Annotated in this window: 14 protein-coding genes; 8 read left to right on the forward strand and 6 right to left on the reverse strand. The window is 42.1% G+C overall.

The genetic code is table 11. From position 1 onward, the window contains the following. The first annotated feature begins 7 nt into the window (after positions 1-7). The 5 genes from NYP69_RS00970 (at position 8) to thrS (ending at position 6,088) form a co-directional block, all read left to right on the forward strand. A complete protein-coding gene (locus tag NYP69_RS00970) occupies positions 8-1,192 on the forward strand; it encodes a metal ABC transporter solute-binding protein, Zn/Mn family (RefSeq protein ID WP_473412845.1) in 1,185 nt (394 codons plus the stop codon). Positions 1,193-1,286: 94 nt separating this feature from the next. Further along, on the forward strand, positions 1,287-2,078 hold the full coding sequence (locus NYP69_RS00975) for a metal ABC transporter ATP-binding protein (RefSeq protein ID WP_473413072.1): 792 nt from the start codon (positions 1,287-1,289) through the stop codon (positions 2,076-2,078). After that, the gene (locus NYP69_RS00980) at positions 2,068-3,012 is read left to right on the forward strand and encodes a metal ABC transporter permease (protein ID WP_422112670.1); all 945 of its coding nucleotides are present in this window, start codon (positions 2,068-2,070) and stop codon (positions 3,010-3,012) included. Before NYP69_RS00975 ends, NYP69_RS00980 begins: the two co-directional genes overlap by 11 nt. A 2-nt stretch (positions 3,013-3,014) precedes the next feature. Continuing rightward, a complete protein-coding gene (locus tag NYP69_RS00985; RefSeq protein WP_422112669.1) occupies positions 3,015-3,914 on the forward strand; it encodes a metal ABC transporter permease in 900 nt (299 codons plus the stop codon). 143 nt (positions 3,915-4,057) lie between these two features. Beyond that, the gene (thrS, locus tag NYP69_RS00990; RefSeq protein ID WP_473412846.1) at positions 4,058-6,088 is read left to right on the forward strand and encodes a threonine--tRNA ligase; all 2,031 of its coding nucleotides are present in this window, start codon (positions 4,058-4,060) and stop codon (positions 6,086-6,088) included. Between the two features lie 119 nt (positions 6,089-6,207). Here thrS and NYP69_RS00995 read toward each other — a convergent pair whose 3' ends face one another. From NYP69_RS00995 to NYP69_RS01015, 5 genes are all read right to left on the reverse strand, one after another. Further along, positions 6,208-7,122 carry a dihydrodipicolinate synthase family protein gene (locus NYP69_RS00995; RefSeq protein WP_473412847.1) on the reverse strand — a complete coding sequence of 305 codons (915 nt, stop codon included), beginning with the start codon at positions 7,120-7,122 and terminating at the stop codon, positions 6,208-6,210. 137 nt (positions 7,123-7,259) lie between these two features. Further along, the gene (locus NYP69_RS01000) at positions 7,260-8,033 is read right to left on the reverse strand and encodes an amidohydrolase family protein (protein ID WP_116689498.1); all 774 of its coding nucleotides are present in this window, start codon (positions 8,031-8,033) and stop codon (positions 7,260-7,262) included. A gap of 66 nt (positions 8,034-8,099) precedes the next feature. Continuing rightward, positions 8,100-9,386, reverse strand: a complete 1,287-nt coding sequence (locus NYP69_RS01005) for an MFS transporter (protein ID WP_016635377.1) — start codon at positions 9,384-9,386, stop codon at positions 8,100-8,102. Between the two features lie 144 nt (positions 9,387-9,530). Beyond that, complete coding sequence (locus NYP69_RS01010; RefSeq protein WP_016635378.1) at positions 9,531-10,322, reverse strand: SDR family oxidoreductase; 792 nt, start codon at positions 10,320-10,322, stop codon at positions 9,531-9,533. A 122-nt stretch (positions 10,323-10,444) separates the two neighbouring features. Further along, complete coding sequence (locus tag NYP69_RS01015; protein WP_032817040.1) at positions 10,445-11,728, reverse strand: enolase C-terminal domain-like protein; 1,284 nt, start codon at positions 11,726-11,728, stop codon at positions 10,445-10,447. A gap of 499 nt (positions 11,729-12,227) precedes the next feature. Between NYP69_RS01015 and NYP69_RS01020 the strand changes: the two genes are divergently transcribed. Further along, positions 12,228-13,271 (forward strand): LacI family DNA-binding transcriptional regulator, encoded by a 1,044-nt coding sequence (locus tag NYP69_RS01020; protein ID WP_473412848.1) that lies wholly within the window; start codon positions 12,228-12,230, stop codon positions 13,269-13,271. A gap of 159 nt (positions 13,272-13,430) precedes the next feature. On the opposite strand, the gene fucO is transcribed toward NYP69_RS01020, so the two are convergent. Beyond that, on the reverse strand, positions 13,431-14,582 hold the full coding sequence (gene fucO / locus NYP69_RS01025; protein ID WP_016784865.1) for a lactaldehyde reductase: 1,152 nt from the start codon (positions 14,580-14,582) through the stop codon (positions 13,431-13,433). 568 nt (positions 14,583-15,150) lie between these two features. Here fucO and NYP69_RS01030 point away from each other — a divergent pair. After that, positions 15,151-15,978, forward strand: coding sequence for an ABC transporter ATP-binding protein (locus NYP69_RS01030; RefSeq protein WP_004132833.1), 828 nt, complete (start codon positions 15,151-15,153; stop codon positions 15,976-15,978). Positions 15,979-15,994: 16 nt separating this feature from the next. Beyond that, positions 15,995-18,688 (forward strand): ABC transporter permease, encoded by a 2,694-nt coding sequence (locus NYP69_RS01035; protein WP_116285776.1) that lies wholly within the window; start codon positions 15,995-15,997, stop codon positions 18,686-18,688. Positions 18,689-18,736: the final 48 nt, after the last annotated feature.

Raw genomic sequence — 18,736 nt, forward strand, 5'->3', positions numbered from 1 at the left:
GAAAATAGTGAAAACTGCACGAATTTTTGCCACCGCAGCCACCGCCGCTTTGCTAACTGTTGGCTTGTGCGCATGTGGATCAACAGCTAAGACAGCAGATCAAAAGACTAACGGCAATCAAGTAAACGTAGTTGCAACAACCACGCAAATCTGCGATTACGTAACTCAAATCGCATCCACTGCAGATGCAAAATCTGGATTAAGCCTTAATAAAACCGATTCTCAAGGCAAAAAGTCTGTGATTGGCGCGCCAGCAAACAAAGCAAAGTCAACAATCAACCTCACTTGCTTGCTTGCTCCAAACGCATCTGCACACGAGCACGAGATGACGCCAGCGCAATCCAAAGCGCTTTCTAAAGCAGATTTAATGCTTGTTTCTGGAGTAGATCTTGAGCACTTCTTAGATCAGGCTGTAAAAGCAACTGGATTTAAGGGCACAATGGGTGTAACTTCGGGCATTCTTACTGCCGACGAAATAAAGGATTCAAAGGCGCAAGCTGCTAAAGAAAAGAATCTTCCTTACAGGATTGACCGCGGTATTGAAAAGGTTCACGCCGAAAAGTGGCCATTCCCACCAGAAGAAGGCGAGAAGGAGCCAGAATTCCAGTACGATCCGCATATTTGGACCAGCACAAAGAACACTATGATTCAAGTCAAGAATATTGGTAACTTCCTTGGCAAAGCTCTTCCAGAAAGCAAGTCAATCTTCGACGAGCATGTTGAAAAGTTCGTTAAGTCGCTTACCGATTTAGACTCTTGGGCAACTAGTGCTTTGAACAGTGTGCCGCAGGAGCATCGCGTTCTATTTACTTCGCACGACGCATTTGGATACTTCTCGCGCGATTACAACGTTAAGTTTATTGGCGCAGCGCTTTCCGATTTTAACAGCCAGCAAGATGCAACAGCAGACCACATTAAGGAGGCTGCAGAAGCTGTTAAAAAGTCTGGTGCTGTAGCAATCTTTGCTGAAAATTCCAACAATTCCAAGTCGATTAAGGCCGTTGCTGCTGCTGCAGGCGTAAAGGCGATTATTGGAGATGATGCGCTTTACGGCGATTCTCTTGGTCCTGTTGGCTCGGCTGGCGAGACATATATTGGTTCTATTGTTCACAACGTTCAGACTCTTGTTAAGGCTTGGGATGGCAAAATTCCAGACCTCCCAGAATCTGTAAAAGATGCGCTAAAAAAGTAGTTAATATGTAGCTACAGAAGTGGCGGAAAATCATAAATCACTACAAAAGTAGTTACAAGAAGGTTAATTTATAGTGAATAAGAGCGTTCTCGCAATGAAAGATTGCGACTTAGCGTACGGTTATAAAACTGTTGTTACTGGTCTTAACGGAAGTGTAGAAGCTGGAGAGGCTTTAGCTTTGATTGGGCCTAACGGTTCTGGAAAAACAACGTTTTTGCAGGCGATTATTGGTATTGTGCGAGTGAGTAATGGAAGCTTAACAATGCCGAAAACGGTTTCAATAGGCTATGTTCCTCAACAAGTTGATTTGGATTTGACTTTTCCAATCACCGCTCGTCAAGTTGTAGCAATGGGCTTAAGTAGGCAAACTGGATTTTTTGGTTTGCTTAAAAAAAGTCAGAAAGAAGCTGTTGAGAGCGCTCTTAATCATGTTGGTTTGCTAGACAGAGCAGATGTTAGATTTGGTGATCTTTCTGGAGGTCAGCGTCAGCGAATATTGCTTGCACGCGCTATTGTTGCGCGACCTACGTTGATTCTTTTAGACGAGCCTTTTAACGGATTGGACGAGCCGAATCGAAAAGAGTTGCTCAATATTATGAAGTCCGCTAAAGAAGAGGGGATTTCGTTTATTGTGTCTACTCACGACTTGGTAATCGCGGACGCGATTTGCGAAAAAGCCTTGCTTTTGGCTGGTCGTCAAGTGGCTTTTGGGCCTCTTAGAAAAGTCATGACTAAAGAAAACATATCTTTGGCTTATGGTGGAAGTATGCCAGCTGCAAGTGCGGGTCTTACTTTGAATCAATTAGCAAACAAAGATGATTCGCTAAATGATTCGTTAAATGCTTCGTTAGATTCTGCATTAGGAGACGAATCCAATGCTAGCTGAATTGGTTGAGTCTTTGCGCAAAATCCTCGAGCCTATACCAGGATTTGACTTTATTGCATCCGCTCCCTACATTTTTAGGCCTTTCTGCCTTCTTATTGTTCTTGCGGTTGCTAGCGGAATAGTTGGTGTGTTTGTTAACTTAAGATGCGCCGAGTTTAATGCGGAGGCTTTGGTTCACGGGATTTTTCCTGGAATCGTAGTCGGAGCATTGTATGGAGGAATTGGGCAAATCATTCCAGGAGCTTCGATTTGCGCAATTTTTCTGGTCGCAGCTCTTGTGTGGGCATCTAGGTCTCAAAAAATCAACGAGTCAATAATTGCAACAGTTTTAACAACATTTTTTGCGCTTGGAATCGTAATATCTCTTAAAAAGGGAGATATGTCTGGCCAGCTTGAAGCACTTATGTTTGGACGCTTGCTAGATGTTACAGACGATAGAATGACTCAAGCCATGCTTATTTGTTTATTTGCAATCGCATTGCTTGCGCTAACTTGGAAGAAGCAGATTGTTGTTGCGTTTGACCGCGCTAGTGCTCCTTTAATGGGTGTTAATACTTTACTTGTAGATATTGTGCTAAACGTTGCAATTGCGTCTGTTGTAGTCTCTGCATCTTCGGCTGTTGGTGTACTTCTTGTTATTGGATACCTTGTTATTCCTGGAGCTAGCGCAAGATTGGTTGCGCGCACTGTTGGGCGCATGGTGGCTGTTGGAGTTGCTGTTGGTATTTTTGGCGTTTTATTAGGCATGTACGCTATGAACTTGGAGCTTGATCATCCAGTTTCTCCGCAAGCTGCAGTGGCACTAAGTATTTGCGCAATGTTCGTAGTCGTTTTGATTTTAAGATTCTTATACAGAGTTACATGCGCACTAGTGTTTTCTAAAAAGTTTTCTAAAAAGAAAAAGTCTAGCGCAATAGAGGCTGGTGGAAAGTAATAATGGTAAGTATTTGGCAAATTATCGCTCTTCCTATTGTAGAGGCAATCGCTGTTGGAGCATTATGCGGTTTTGTTGGATCTTTGGCTTTGCTTAATCAGCGTATTTTCTTCACCGAGTCTATAACTCACGCTGCTTTTCCAGGAGCTGTAATCGGAGTTGTAGTCACATCTGTTTATACGATTGACCAGAACGTTTTGTCTATTGGTCTTTTTATCGGCGCTGCTTTGGCTTGTATTGTTTTGTCTTTTATGATGCATGTTCTTTCTAAACTAAAGGGTATATCTTCTCAAGCTTCTGCTGGAATAACTCTTACTGTTGGTTTTGCTAGCGGCTACTTTTTGAACAAGTGGTTTGCTCCGCTTCCATTGCGAATTGAGGGTTTTTTAACAGGATCTTTGCTTAATTGCACTCCTGCAGACGTGATTTTTGCGATTATTGCATTTGCTCTTGCACTAGGATTGTGGAGTTTTAATAGTGCTAATTTGATTCATTGCTCTTTTGATTCCACTAATTACAAAGCTTTAGGCGGCAGAAGCGGATTAATGCAAGGAATTGTTCTTGCGCTAATAATCATTACAGTTTCGGTAATTATTCCAGCTGTTGGAACTGTTGTTTCGGTATCTTTAATCGCAGCTCCTGCAGCAGCACTAAAGAGCAGAATGCGTTCGATTAACAAATTTGTGTTTGCGTGCGTATTGTCTTCTATTTTTATAGCGCTTTTAGGACTTGCCTTAGCTGTGATTTTAAGACTTTCTGCTGGTGGAACTATATCGATTTGCGCTGGATGCTTCTTTTTAGTTGTAAAGCTTAGTGAAAGCATCTTTTTGAAAATACATGAGATTTATTCTGGTTTTTGCAAAAAATCGTATTTAAAAAGTCGCTCTGTTGTTCTAGAGTAACAGAGAATTGCGCGTGAAAAATGCGTGCGATTGACGTCGTTTTTTGCGCGTTTTATTATGTTTTAATCGCGTAAGTTTATCGACGCCACACAAGTCCAGGTCTGCACATTAGTAACGCAAGACCCCGATAGAAAAGGACAATTATGGCTGAAAATACCATCTCCATCACTGTAAACGAGGAACGCAAGGAGGTGGATGCAAGCTTCACTGGCGTTGAACTTTTCGCGGAAGATAAGAATATTATTGCCGTGCGTTTAAATGGCGAGTTGCGTGATTTGTACACGCCTCTTCATAACGGCGATACCGTGGAATCAGTAGCACTTGATAGTGAAGATGGCATCGCAATCATGCGTCATTCCGCTACTCACGTGATGGCTCAAGCTGTTCAAGAAATTCGACCAGACGCAAAGTTGGGCGTAGGTCCTGTAATTAAAGACGGCTTCTACTATGATTTCGATGTTGATACTCCATTTACGCCAGACGATTTGAAGCAAATCGAAAAGCATATGCAGCGCATTATTAAAGAGTCTCAAAGCTTCCGCCGCCGCGTTGTAACAGAAGATGAAGCGCGCGAAGAAGAAGCAAATCAACCTTATAAGTTGGAGTTGATTGGAGATAAGGAAGCGGCTCTTGATCCTGCGGCTGCTGGCGAAATCAGCAAGCATGAGCTTAGCATGTACGACAATTTGGATCGCGAAGGAAACAAGGTCTGGAGCGATTTGTGCCGCGGACCTCATTTGCCAAATACGCGTTATATTAAGGCTTTTAAGCTTGAGCGTGTAGCTGCAGCTTACTGGCGCGGTTCGGAGCATAATCCTATGCTTCAGCGCATTTACGGAACTGCATGGCCTAGCAAGGAAGAGCTTAAGGCTTACACAAGTCGCATGGAAGAGGCTGCTAAGCGCGATCATCGTAAGCTTGGTCAAGAGATGGATTTATTCTCATTCCCAGACGAGATTGGTCCAGGCTTGGCAGTGTTCCATCCAAAGGGTGCTGCGATTATTAACGCAATGGAAGATTATTCCCGTGAGCAGCACAGAAAGCATCATTACAGCTTTGTGCAAACTCCGCACATTACTAAGGGCGGATTGTACGAGACTTCTGGCCACTTGCAGTGGTACAAGGATGGCATGTATCCTCCAATGAAGCTTGACGAAGAGCGCGACGAAAATGGTAACGTAACTCGCCAGGGTGCTGACTACTACTTGAAGCCAATGAATTGCCCAATGCATAACTTGATCTTTAAGTCTCGCCAGCGTTCGTACCGCGAGCTTCCTTTGCGATTGTTTGAGTTTGGTACCGTGTATCGCTACGAAAAGTCTGGTGTTGTTCATGGCTTAACTCGCGTTCGCGGATTGACTCAGGATGATTCGCATATTTACTGCACTCGCGAGCAGATGCGCGATGAGCTAAAGAGCTTGCTTAACTTTGTGCTTGGTCTTCTTAAAGACTTCGGTTTGAACGACTTCTACTTGGAGCTTTCCACTAAGGATGAGCACAAGTTTGTTGGTTCCGACGAGATTTGGGAAGAAGCGACAAGCACTTTGGCAGAAGTTGCTAAAGAGTCTGGTTTGGAACTCGTGGACGATCCAGGTGGAGCTGCATTCTACGGACCTAAGATTTCTGTGCAAGCTCGCGATGCAATCGGCCGCACTTGGCAGGTTTCTACTATTCAGCTCGACTTCAACTTGCCTGAGCGCTTTAAGTTGGAGTACATTGCAGCTGATGGTAGTCACCAGCGCCCTGTAATGATTCACCGCGCACTCTTTGGCTCTATTGAGCGTTTCTTCGCTATTTTGCTTGAGCATTATGCAGGCGCGTTCCCAGCATGGTTGGCTCCAGTTCAAGTTACTGGCGTTCCTGTTGCAGACGAGTTCGCTCCGCATTTGCAAAAGTTTATTAGCGATTTGGAAGAGAATATGGTTCGTTGCGAAATGGATAGCTCCGACGATCGCTTTGGCAAGAAGATTCGTAACGCTTCTAAGTCTAAGGTGCCTTTCACTTTGATTGCTGGCGAAGAGGATGTGAACAACAATGCTGTGAGCTTCCGCTTCCGCGATGGTAGCCAATTGAACGGTGTTCCAGCCCAGCAAGCTAAAGAGTGGATTTTGTCCATTATTAAGCAGCGCGTTCAAGTGAATACTGCAGAAGATTTTGAGCGCTACACAAAGTAGCATTCGCGATGCAACTTACGTAGCATAAATCAACGTAAGTCAACACAAAACAAACCCGCACTTCTTAACGTTGTGCGGGTTTATTCTTTTTATTCTTGATTTATTGCGTAAGCAGACTATTACTTAAGCAGCGCGCGAATTGCTTCGATTTGCTCGCTATTAACTTGACTTGCAGGCTCGCGAACAAGCGTGCTAATCGGCAATCCCTTAAGATTTACAGCAGCTTTAATCGCAGAAATAAACAAGTCAGTAGTGTTGTAAACTGACATCAAATGGCTGATTCTTTTAGCGCATTCAATAAGATGCGCAAAGTCGCCAGCCTCATACGCTTTATGCAAAGATGCAAAAGTCTCTGGCTCTACATTAGTAAGACCACAAATCACGCCATTTCCTCCAGCAATCCTGTTAGGAGTGTAGTACTCGTCAAAACCAGAGAAAACAACAAAATCTGGGTTTACGCGTCTAGTTGCTTCAATCATTGCGCGAGTATGGCTTATAGTATCTACCGTGTCTTTAATACCAACAATATTCGGGTATTTTTCAGCAAGACTTGCAACTAAGCTTGGTGTTAAATCGCTGCCAGTTCGAGCAGGGAAGTTGTATAGAATAACAGGCAAGCTAGTTGCGCTCGCAATTGCGCCAAAGTAGCGTTCTGCGGTTTGTGCAGTTGGTCCAAAGTAGTATGGAGATACAGCTACAACAGCGTCTGCTCCGCAACTTTGCGCAAACTTAGTAAAGTCAAGTACTTCGTTAAGATTTGTGTTTCCAACGCCTATAAGAACTGGAACTCTGTGATTAACGTGTTCAATAGCAAACTTAGCAGCTTCCTTTTTTACGCTAAGCGGATATGCGTAGAACTCGCCAATGCTGCCAAAAATCAATATGCCATTAATCCCAGCATCAATCAGATGGTCTAAGTGCTTTGCCCATAAGTCGTAGTCAATGCTTCCGTCATCTTTGCTTACAGTTATTGATGGGCAAAAAACGCCCTTAAAAGCATGCAAGTCGAGCTTTGCGCTATTAGAAGTAGTCATAAAATTCGTCCTTTTATTTAATTATTTTGTGTATTTAATTATGGGGCATAAGACTTTAACTGGCAAAATCTTACACCCCATAAGCAATGATTACTAAAATCGACTATTAAAATCGACTATTCAAATAATTTAATTAATTACAGTTTAATACCATACGCCTTCTTTGCGTTATTCATAAAGAAATCTTCGTCGTCGCCGAAAAGCTCCACCATTAAGTCAAGATGCTGCTTAAGTGAAGAATTCAACTTAACAACTGGCCAATTAGAGCTAAAGAGTAGGCGATCAGGGCTAAATGTGTCTTTTACAAACTTAACAATATCTGGATTTACTGGATTATCTCCAGAAATCTTAATATAGCTGTGTGGAAGCTTTGCAAACGCACGCAAAGCAGCGCATGAATCCTCGTCTAATCCTGGAACATTGCCCAAATGGTTTAGAACAACAGTAACTTCTGGAACTTGCTCAAAAGCTTTAGCCATATCTGAAAGCTCTTCGCCACGATTGCAAAGCTCAAAAGGCATGCCCTTCTTTGCCATTGCCTTAAGGCCACCAATAAACGAAGGCTCTAGGCAGCGTCCGCGTGGCTCGCTTGGAATGTGAAGAGGCTCGCGAATACCAGTTGCGTGAATTGGCACGCGCATAAATGGATCCAATGTAACTCTAAGCATTTTAGCAAGAATCTTAGGATTAGGATTTTCTCCAATAAGCCTATCTTCTAGCTCGTGGTCTGCAGCATCAACCTCGACGTATACGCCGCCAAGGAAGTCAACTCCCAAATCTGCATACTCTTTTTCTAGCTGCTCGAGAGTAAAAGTGTGGTTTAGCTTGTCTAAGCCATCTAGCCAAGGCAAGACTTGCTTTGTTGGATCCCAAATATGAAAATGGGAATCTAAAATACGAAGTTGAGACATAATAAATTTTCCTTTCTAAAGTCTTTCTAAAGACTTTCAAATAAAGACTTTGTAGTTATTCGCGAATTATTTAGCTTCTACAAGACCAATCTTGGAGCCCCACAATGCGTACCAAGCAACATACAAGAATCCTGGAACGGTGAGCAGCACTGCAACCTCAATGCCAGCAAAATCTTGTACAAATCCAAGGAATAGTGGGATTATAGCTGCGCCAACAACGCTCATAATCAAAGCGGAAGAGCCAGTCTTTGCAGCAGAGCCATGAATTCCCTTTAAGGTAAGTGAGAACACGGTTGGGAATCCAATAGACACAAACAGGTAGGAGATAATGTAGGCCACTACAGAAATCTTGCCGAGTCCAAGGAATGCAACAAACATTAGCAATGCGCTCAGAACCATGTAGATTCCAAGAATCTTATCGCTATCAAACTTTGTCATAAGAGGCGTTGTAATAAAGCGACCAAGGGTGAACATTAAGGAAACGATTGCAAGCATAGACGCCGCAATACCAGTTGTTACTCCAGCACCCCAATGCTTAAGAGCAAACGATGAGAACATTGCCATTCCAACAACCTGAAGGCCTACAAATACAAATTCTGCAATAACGCCAAGTGTAAAGTATGGCTTCTTAACAAGATGCAAGAATGAAGAATCGCCCTTATTTTCTTGATCTGCCTCAACATCTCCTGGAGGTGTAGGAAGCTTAAAGCAGAAGAAGATTGCAATAACCGCAATAAGAACAATGCCAATAACAATGTAAATCATGCGAGTATCGCTAAGGAACTTCGACTTAGCAAATTCAAATCCTGGTTCGCCTTGCTTAACGGTTTTACCAATAATATTGCCAAGAATAAGCGGGCCAACAATGCTGCCAACGCCGTTAAAGCTTTGTGCCATGTTGATTCTAAAGGATTCGCCCTTTTCGTCGCCAAGCTTTGTAATGTATGGGTTGCAGTTTGTTTCCAAAGTTGCAGCACCAAGAGCAATAATAAACATTGCTATAAGGAACATAACATAGCTTGCTGTAGCGGTTGCAGGAATTACAGCAAATGCGCCGATTGCAAAGAGTGCAAGACCGCTAATTACGCCGCCCTTGTACCCAAAGCGCTTTGCGATTAAACCTGCAGGAATAGCCATTACAAAGTATGCACCAAAGTATGCAACCTGAAGCAGCGCTGCTTCTGTGTTGTTTAGATTTAAGTAATGTCCAAATGGGGAATTAAGAGCATTGACCAAATTCATGGTCAAACCCCATACGAAGAACAAAGATGTTACCAATACAATGGCAATTATAGTTTTTGAGCTACTTTTGTTATTGTTAACAACCACGTTGTCGTTTTCTTTTGTAGTCATCGTCACTCCCGTGTGAGAATAATTCGAAGAGTTTAAGATTTTAAGTTCTTAAATGATTTTGTGCAATGGTGCGCAAGCACACATTTTGCATTGCGCACCATCGACTAGTTAAATTGCACTGAATCTTAAATTTGCATTTGTGATTTAAGACAAAGCGCGATCAAGATGCACGTAGCCGCCATCAACGAATACCCACTGACCAGTGGTGTGCGAAGAGCGATCCGAAAGCAGGAATGCAGCTTCGTTTCCAATCTCTTCCGTGGTAGTCATGCGGTTTTCCAGAGGAATCTTGTCGGTAATAACCTTCAAACGAGCCTGCTGAGCGGCTTCATCGCCAAAGGTCTTAATCCAATCGGCATACAGTGGTGTCCAGCATTCGGAGACAACAATCGCATTTACGCGCACGCGGTCATGAATAAGTGCTGCAGCCCATTCGCGAGTCAAGCCTAAGATTCCGCCCTTTGCAGCAGCGTAAGCGCTAGTCTTGCCCTGGCCAGTTAGAGCAGTCTTAGAAGAAATGTTCACAACAGCGCCGTGGCTTTCCTTCAAGTACTTTACAGCAGCATGAACAGTCTCGTAGTAGTGAGTGAGGTTTCCGTGAATCGACTTCTCGAAGTCGCGCCAAGAAGTGGATTCCAAATCCTTGTTGTCGTTAACGCCAGCGTTGTTTACAATGCCGTCAATATGACCATACTTCTTGTATGTTTCTTCAATAATTGGTGCAATCTCGTCCGTGTCGTTTAAGTCGAGAAGATAAACATCGTAGTTCTTTGTGTATTGCTCAATATCTTTGCGGAATGTCTCTTCTGCAGGGTCTGCGCGGTTAATAACTACTGGAATTGCGCCTTCTTGAGCAAGCTGAAGCGTAATGCCTTTACCAATTCCCTTGAATCCACCTGTTACGATGAAAACTTTGCCTTCCAAATGCAAATCCATAATGAACTCCTTTGTTAAATGATGTGGTTTGCTTTTTGAATCTTAAATTATGAATCTTTATTAAAGTGGCTAGCAATTTAAAATAAACAGCTTAATGTAAACTGCTAGCCACAATTGCATAACTATCCGCGATAAAGGTACTTTTCAGCCGTTTCCAGCGTCATCTCAGTGCCATTACCTGGGGCAGTTGGTGCAACATAATTACCATTCTTGATTTGTGTTGGATGCACAAAGTGCTCGTGCTGATTGTCTACGTATTCAATCATGCGGCCTTCCTTTGTGCCAGAAACTGCAACGTAATCAAACATTGCAAAGTGGCACACAGCTTCGCACAATCCAACGCCACCTGCGTGTGGGCAAACTGGCTTGTTAAACTTACGCGCAAGCAAGTATTCGAGAACAACTTCTTGTGGACCTGCAACTCGAGTTGCGTCGATTTGCATGATTCCAAATGCGTTTGCTTGCAAGTATTGCTTGAACATGATTCTGCTTTGCATTTGCTCGCCAGTTGCAACTGGTATTGGGTTGATTGCGCGGGCGATTGTTGCGTGTCCAATAACGTCGTCTGGGCTTGTTGGCTCTTCTACCCAAGCTAAGTCGAAGTCGTGGAAGCGATTAATCCAAGTGATTGCTGTTGGAACATCCCATACTTGGTTTGCATCTACTGCAAGACGAACGTCTGGGCCGATTGCTTCGCGAGCAAGTGCGAGTCTTCTCAAATCGTCGTCTACATTTTGACCAACCTTAAGCTTAATTTGCTTAAAGCCTTTAACTTGCGATTCTTCCTTAGCGATTGCAACCATTTTCTCGTCGCTGTAACCGAGCCAGCCTGCAGCAGTGGAGTAGCCTGGGTATCCGTTTACAAGCAAATCAGCAATGCGCTCTTCCTTGCCTTTTTGACCATCTTGCAAGAATTCGATTGCTTCTTCTGGCCTTAAGGCGTCGGTCATATAGCGGAAGTCGAGCGTAGAGATTAATTCCTTTGGATCCATCTCGGCAAGCAAGCGCCACAAAGGCTTTCCAGCTCGCTTTGCTTTAATATCCCACAATGCGCTCAAAATAGCGCCAATTGCCATGTGTTCTACGCCTTTTTCTGGTCCTAGCCAGCGAAGTTGTGAGTCGTGAACAAAAAGATCCCATGCAAGACGCATGTTGTCTAGTAATTCTTCTACGTTTCTGCCAATAAGCACTTGAGACATGGAGTCGATTGCTGCGCAAACAACATCGTTGCCGCGGCCAATTGTAAATACAAATCCAACGCCTTTAATGCCATCGTCTAGGCTGGTTTTGATTTCTACGTATGCGGATGAATAATCTGGATCTTTGTTCATTGCGTCGGATCCAGAAAGCGTTTGCGACGTAGGGAATCTAAAATCATAGGTTTTTACTGATGTAATTGTACTCATAACGATTTGTGCTCCTTTGCTTTAAGATCGTTGTGACCTACATTTGTAATTTTATATCAAAAGAATGGAAAAATGTTGTAGTATGAGCAGAAATTTTCGTAAAGCGATTTTTGCGAATATTTCGACAATGGCACAATGTGATAAATGTCATATTTTTGATTTTTTGATTATTGAAAAATTGAGCTTTTTAGTAAGGAAAATCGCGTATTTGGTCAGCGTTTTGCTTGCGACTAAGGGCAAATAATTTTATTATTCGGCGTGTCGTAAGAAATTTTCGCATTTTTTGCGCGTTAAATGCGAAATAGTGTATTATGGAACCTGTAATAGCCTTGATAAATCAAGCAATAATTCTATTTTTCAGTTTTTCTGGCAGCTTGTATTATTGCGGATAATCTTAAGTATATATGCGAATTTTTCTTTAAGATTAGGATTTAGATGGAAAATGATTTAGATGGAAAATGCGTTAAGCAAAAACGCGTAGAATCTAGAAAGGGAGAAAATGGCCATAAATAGCAAACAAAGTGGTTTAGAAGAATCTGAATCGTTGAAGCCTAAGATTACAGAACTTGCTAAAGAAGCTGGTGTTTCTCCGTCTACAATATCTAAGGTAATAAACGGTAGGTCGGGAGTATCGGAAGAAACTCGAAGGCGCGTAGAAAAAGTTCTAGCTAAAAGTGGGCGCGATTATTCTCTTGTTAGCACTAAAATTTCTCCAACAGTTGAGCTACTCGTAGATTACGTTGCAAATAATGGCACGATTGAGATGATTACTTACGCGTCTCACTGGGCGCAAAAAGAAGGATTAGCGCTTACGGTTGCTCAAACTAACTATGGTAAAAAGCGCGAGGAATGCTTGCGTGGAATAGTAGATAGAAACCCTTTGGGTGTTATATCGCAAATGTCTGATCTAGAAGAAAAAGATAAAGAATTTTTGCGTATGCGCAATATTCCGCTTGTGATTATTGACCCAGTTTCTATAGGCAGCGGCAACGATCACACGATTTCTATTGATAATTGGACAGGTTCCTACGAGCTTACTCGGCATTTGATTAGTTTGGGTCATAAGCGAATTGGAGTTATTACAGGTCCGTTAAACGTTCAATCTGGTGTTGCTCGCTTTGCTGGATACAGTGCTGCTATGGAACAAGCTGGTTTGAGTGTTGATAAAGACTTAGTAAAAGAGGGCGATTATCTTCCAGAGCTTGGATACAAAATGGCTTGTAGTCTTTTGGATTTGCCTAAAGCCAAGCGTCCAACTGCGATTTTTGCTTGCAACGATATTACTGCTGTAAATGTGTATCGCGCAGCTCGAGAACGCGGAATTAAGTTAGGAACAGAGCTTTCTGTTGCAGGCTTTGATGACGTTTATCCTGCGCAATATTTGATGCCTTCTTTAACAACCGTTAATCAGCCTTTTGATATTATGGCAAAAAATGCTGTTAGTATGATTCTTGCGATTCGAGAAGGCAAGGAGATCGAAAATCAACTAGTTCTTCCTGCTCATGTTGTTATTCGAGACAGCACTCAGCAAGTTGTTGATTAATAGAAAACTTGTAGATATAGGCTTTATGACTTATTGCATACAAAATGTGGACGCAACTTAAATCAAGATAAATCAAGATAAATTGCGTCCACAAATTGTTTGTTCTAAATGTGCGTATTTATTTATTGTTTGCTTATTTTTAGAAGACTACGCAAAGAGCTACATCAAGCTTGTGTAAATCTTGCGAATGTCTTCCAAAGTGGCCTTGCGTGGGTTTCCTGGAGTGCAAACATCTGCCAAAGCGTCGTGGCTTAAGCCTTCAATATCTGCCTCACTAGCTCCAACTTCGCTAATCTTAGTAGGATTTCCAAGCTTAACCGTTAAGTCGTGAACTGCCTTTACAGCAGCATTGCGCACGGTTTCGAGGTCGTCGGTGTATGCGTTTGGAACGTCGAATGCGGCAGCAATATCGCGATACTTTTCGCCAGTGTAATCTTTGTTATATTCCATAACAGGAGCAAGCAAAATTCCGTTTGCAACGCCATGAGCAACGCCAAGGCGACCACCGAGTGGGTGAGCCATGCCGTGAACCAAGCCCAAACCAACGTTGGAGTATGCCATGCCAGTTATATAGCTTGCGTAAGCCATTTGTTCGCCTGCTGGAACATCTCCGTCTGCGCTCTTTGCAAGGTTTTGTGCAATCATGCGAATTGTTTGCAAAGACAAGCAATCCGAAAGGCTCCATGCGCCTGGAGTAATGAAACCTTCGATTGCGTGTGTGAGTGCGTCCAAACCAGTTGCAACTTTAAGCGAGCGTGGCATGGAATCGGTGAGATCTGGGTCTACGAATGCAACGATTGGAATATCGTGAGGGTCTACTGCAACGAACTTGCGGAGCTTTGCGGTATCGGTAACAACATAGTTGATTGTTGTTTCGGATGCGGTTCCTGCTGTTGTTGGCACGCCAAAGATTGGCACAGAAGGATTCTTTGTATCTGCAACGCCTTCTAGAGAAAGAACATCGCTAAACTCTGGGTTAGCTACAATAATTCCAATGCCTTTGCATGTATCTTGCGGAGAGCCGCCGCCGAGTCCAATAAGGAAGTCTGCGCCAGATGCCTTGAACTTTTCTACACCGTCTTGAATGCATTCAACAGGTGGATTTGGCTTTACGTTGTCGAATACTTCGTATGGAAGACCAGCGGATTCTAGAACGTCGGTAACTCTTTTAACGGTTCCAGTCTTTACAAGAACAGGATCTGTTACAACAAATGCTTTTTTGAATCCATGTGCTTTAGCAACGTTTGGAATCTCTTTGATTGCTCCACGACCAAAGTAAGCAGTCTGATTAAAAATCATTCTATAGACCATGCGAAAATCTCCTTTGAGTTTCTTGTTGGCTTATGCCAAATTTTTGGTAGTCGATTAATATTTTACAATATTGCATGACATTTGGCGAGTGTGTAAATAAGCGTTTTGTTACTAAAATTAACAAATAAACAATTAAAATGAACATAAACTAACTAATTTTATGCATTTTTATTTATTTTAGATATAAATAAGCACATTTATAAAAATTCGAGCACATGATTTGTAATGCTTATTTTGAAGGAAAAATATTAAACATGTTAAGAAAAATTCTTTAATTGATGGTGTTGTAGTTGCCAAATTGACTTATTTTGCATTAAAAATTGACTTATTTTGTATTTGACTAATCGCGTGAAATGCAAATTTGAGCTTGTAGCTAGCATTAACAATCTTATGCAAACTTCTCATACTAAAGTATGACGATTTTATATAAGAGCATTTTGTATCAAAATTTAATATCAAAATCCTTATTATTCCAATGAAAATATCAGCCTTACGCACTATAGAGAATGCATTTTTAATCAAGTAAATTGTAATTGTAAGGTAATCACAGAAGTATGTGAGGTGCAAAATGAGTGTTGAAAATAGTCAAGATACGCGTTTTACGCAAATGAATTATTCAGCTCAAGAAGGTTTGATTGGCGAGACTGCGGTTGCAGCTTTGCATGTTGTTAAAGATTTTGGCAAGGGTGCAGGCATTGTTCACGCTTTGCGAGATGTTAGCGTTAGTTTTGAGCGCGGCAAGTTTACGGCGATTATGGGCCCTTCTGGTTCTGGAAAGTCAACTTTAATGCATTCTTTGGCTGGTCTTGACAGCGTTAATTCTGGAAAAGTTTTGGTAGATGGCCTAGATATTACAGGTATGAGCGATAATCAGCTTACGCTTATGCGCCGCGAAATGGTTGGGTTTATTTTCCAAAGTTTTAATCTTCTTCCAATGTTTAGCGCTGAGCAAAATATTCTTATGCCTCTTACTTTGGCAGGCAAAAAGCCAGATAAGCAATGGTTTAATACTTTGATTAATACTCTTGGCTTGCAAGATCGCTTAAAGCATAGGCCTGCTGAGCTTTCTGGTGGTCAGCGCCAACGCGTTGCAATTGCTCGAGCTTTAATCTCTAAGCCTTCCGTAGTTTTTGCAGACGAGCCTACTGGCAATCTCGATTCTGCTTCCAGCTTGGAAGTTTTGCATTTTTTGAAGAAGTCTGTAACGGAACTTGGTCAAACTGTGATTATGGTTACTCACGACGCTGTTGCAGCCTCTTACGCGGATCGAGCAATCGTGTTTGCAGATGGTCAAATCGTTGAAGACGTGCAAAATCCTACTGCAGAAGGAATGAGCAAGATGCTTATGGAACGCAGCGAGGCTGGCGTTAATAATCAGCCTGCTCAATTGCAATAAAAGGGGTGAAGTTAGAATGTGGAAAATCGCACTAAAACTTATGCGTAAAAGCGTGCGCATGTTAATCGCCTCTGGAATTGCAATTCTTATAGGCAGCATGTTTATGAGCGCTACTTTGCTTTTTGCAAACAGCGTTGATGACTTGATGGTTCGTAACGCAACAAATGAATTCGGTAGCGCAAATTATGCAATCTCATTTAGTAATCCTAACAGTTCTCCGAGTAGTAAAATTCATTATAAAGACCTTCATTTAGACGAAATATCGAAGATGCCTGGTGTTAATGGCATTCGTAGTGATGATGCGACTGCTCTTGTAAGAGTGGAAAAAGGTGATAAATCAGTTACGAGTATTGCTTGGTCTAATGGTTTGTATGGAAATCTTCCTGTGTATAAATCAACAGAAGGTAGAGAACCGCAAAAAATAGGTGAAATCACTCTTATTAAAAGTATTGCTAAATCAATACATGCAAATATTGGCGATACTATAACTTTGGTTAAAGTAGATGACACTGGCGGAGATAAAGAAAAATCGTACGATGTTCGTGTGGTTGGTCTTGTAGACGATGGAGAGCATTCTCAAATACCATTTTCAAATCGCGGCACGTATCTTGGTGGCGTAACGAATGATTTTTGTGCAAAACTCAACAATCTTAAGAATTTTGACAATGAAGTTGTGCAAAGCAAAGTGTACATGAGTATTGATGAATCTAAAATAAACGATTTATCTCCTAAGATTAACTCTTTGCTTCCTTCGAGATTCTCTCTTATGTCTAGGCATGAAGTTGGCGTAAGAGCTGTTCGAAATGTGTCTAACGGCACTAATTTTGTGACTATGTTTTTGCTATCTTTTGGTATTCTAGCGTTGCTTATTTCTTCGCTTGTTATAGCAAACACATTCCAAGTTTTGGTTGCTCAACGCAGACGCACTCTTGCACTTTTGCGCGTAATTGGTGCACAATCGCACCAGCTTTATGCAGCAGTTTTGCTTGAAGCTGCAATACTTGGAGTTATTTCTGCGGCTGTTGGCGTGCTTTGTGCAATCGGATTTATGGGCGCAATTAGTAACGTGAATATTAATTCTGGACCGTTATCTAAGATTCCTTTGATTGTTTCGCTTCCAGCGGTTGTGTGGCCAATAGCAATTGGCACGATTGTAACAGTTCTTGCATCTATGGGTGCTGCGAGGTCGGCTACAAAAGTAACGCCTATGGAAGCGCTACGACCAATGGATTTGATTAAAGATAAGCGTGCAAGCATTATTCGCGCTGTTTTTGGTGTTGTGTTTATTGTTGTAGGCATTTTAGCTACGGCTTTAAGTGCTACTTCTTTAGCAAGCATGATTGCGAGGAGGTCTCCTACTGCTGGTTCTGACTCTTGGATGACTTTGCTTGGAGCAATGTTTGGTTGCGCGCTTGTTTTTATTGGTATTGTTATGACATCCATATTCTGGATGCCGTTTGCTATGAAGGCAACTGGCGCAATCATGGCACTTTGTGGTCCTGCATCTAAAGTTGCTAACGCAAACGTGCAAAGAAACCCTAGAAGAGTTGCGGCAACTGGAACGGCTTTGCTTATTGGCGTAACGCTTGTTTCAACGGTAGTAACTGGCGCAATATGTGGTAAAGCAACTCTTAAAGGTGTTGTTGATGACCATTACAGTGTTGACATTATTATTCAAGGCAAGAATGTTGATGAATCTTTAGCTGCCGATATTTCAAAGATTAGTGGAATAAAGCATACTGAGTTGCTTCCTGCAGTTCCTATGACTTTTAAGAACGCTAAGGGCGAAACTGAGTATGCTATGGCAGCTGGAGTTGATAATACAGATCAACTTAAAAATGTAATGCACACTGACCTTGATGGCGTTAATATAAACAAAGATTCTGTGCTTTTGCCTAAGTTTAATGGAGAAGGCGGAGAGCCTTTTGAGCTTAAAAAAGGAAACCTTAATCTGCAAGCTTACGTAGAAAAGTACAGTTCTGATGAAACAGACAGTAATAATATTACGCCATTTACTGGCATGAATACAGACTCGAGTAATAACGATAAGAGCATTACTGTAAAGCAAGTTCAGTTTAAGAAGTATAGAAATGTTAATATATATTCAAGGAATACTGCTTTTGTTAGCAAATCTTACTTCAATAACTACCTTAAGCCTACAACGCATATTCTGCTTATTTCGGTAGACTCTAGCAAAGCTAATCTTGTAGATATTGTTAAAAATATTAGAAATATTACATCTAGCTATGCGGAGGTTATGGCTGGTGGAAGCGTGTTCCAACGAGCGCAGTGGGAGAGTGCTATCGACATAATGATGATGTTGCTTGTTGGCTTAATAGCAGTAGCTGTTGTGATTGCTTTAATAGGCGTTGCAAACACATTAAGCTTGTCGGTTATTGAGCGAACCAAAGAATCTGCAACTTTGCGCGCAATCGGCATGACAAGAGGACAGGTTAGAAGATCTCTTGCGTTGGAAGCAACGTTGATTTCCCTAACAAGCACTGTTTCTGGCTTGATTGTTGGAACAGCGTTTGGATGGATTGGATCCTACATGGTGTTTAGCGCAATTGGCAAAGTTCCGTTTGTAATTGATTGGACTATTTACGCGGTTCTTGCTCTAATCGCTTTACTTGCAGCGCTTCTTTCCAGCGTTCTTCCAGCTCGTAGAGCAGTAAAGTCTTCGCCAGTAGTTGCGCTCGCGGAGGACTAATCGCTAGAAACGCAAAACAAAATGCGGTTGCAATTTTAATCGTTCAAT

This window comes from Gardnerella sp. c17Ua_118 (genome assembly GCF_055804255.1).

What these genes read in the sequence shown, in the direction of transcription:
- NYP69_RS01020 (WP_473412848.1), top strand. Translation starts at nt 12,228, where the DNA reads ATGGCCATAAATAGCAAACAAAGTGGTTTAGAAGAATCTGAATCGTTG.
- NYP69_RS01035 (WP_116285776.1), top strand. Translation starts at nt 15,995, where the DNA reads ATGTGGAAAATCGCACTAAAACTTATGCGTAAAAGCGTGCGCATGTTA.
- NYP69_RS01015 (WP_032817040.1), bottom strand. Translation starts at nt 11,728, where the DNA reads ATGAGTACAATTACATCAGTAAAAACCTATGATTTTAGATTCCCTACG.
- fucO (WP_016784865.1), bottom strand. Translation starts at nt 14,582, where the DNA reads ATGGTCTATAGAATGATTTTTAATCAGACTGCTTACTTTGGTCGTGGA.
- NYP69_RS00985 (WP_422112669.1), top strand. Translation starts at nt 3,015, where the DNA reads ATGGTAAGTATTTGGCAAATTATCGCTCTTCCTATTGTAGAGGCAATC.
- NYP69_RS01030 (WP_004132833.1), top strand. Translation starts at nt 15,151, where the DNA reads ATGAGTGTTGAAAATAGTCAAGATACGCGTTTTACGCAAATGAATTAT.
- NYP69_RS00980 (WP_422112670.1), top strand. Translation starts at nt 2,068, where the DNA reads ATGCTAGCTGAATTGGTTGAGTCTTTGCGCAAAATCCTCGAGCCTATA.
- NYP69_RS00975 (WP_473413072.1), top strand. Translation starts at nt 1,287, where the DNA reads ATGAAAGATTGCGACTTAGCGTACGGTTATAAAACTGTTGTTACTGGT.
- NYP69_RS01005 (WP_016635377.1), bottom strand. Translation starts at nt 9,386, where the DNA reads ATGACTACAAAAGAAAACGACAACGTGGTTGTTAACAATAACAAAAGT.
- NYP69_RS01010 (WP_016635378.1), bottom strand. Translation starts at nt 10,322, where the DNA reads ATGGATTTGCATTTGGAAGGCAAAGTTTTCATCGTAACAGGTGGATTC.
- thrS (WP_473412846.1), top strand. Translation starts at nt 4,058, where the DNA reads ATGGCTGAAAATACCATCTCCATCACTGTAAACGAGGAACGCAAGGAG.
- NYP69_RS00995 (WP_473412847.1), bottom strand. Translation starts at nt 7,122, where the DNA reads ATGACTACTTCTAATAGCGCAAAGCTCGACTTGCATGCTTTTAAGGGC.
- NYP69_RS01000 (WP_116689498.1), bottom strand. Translation starts at nt 8,033, where the DNA reads ATGTCTCAACTTCGTATTTTAGATTCCCATTTTCATATTTGGGATCCA.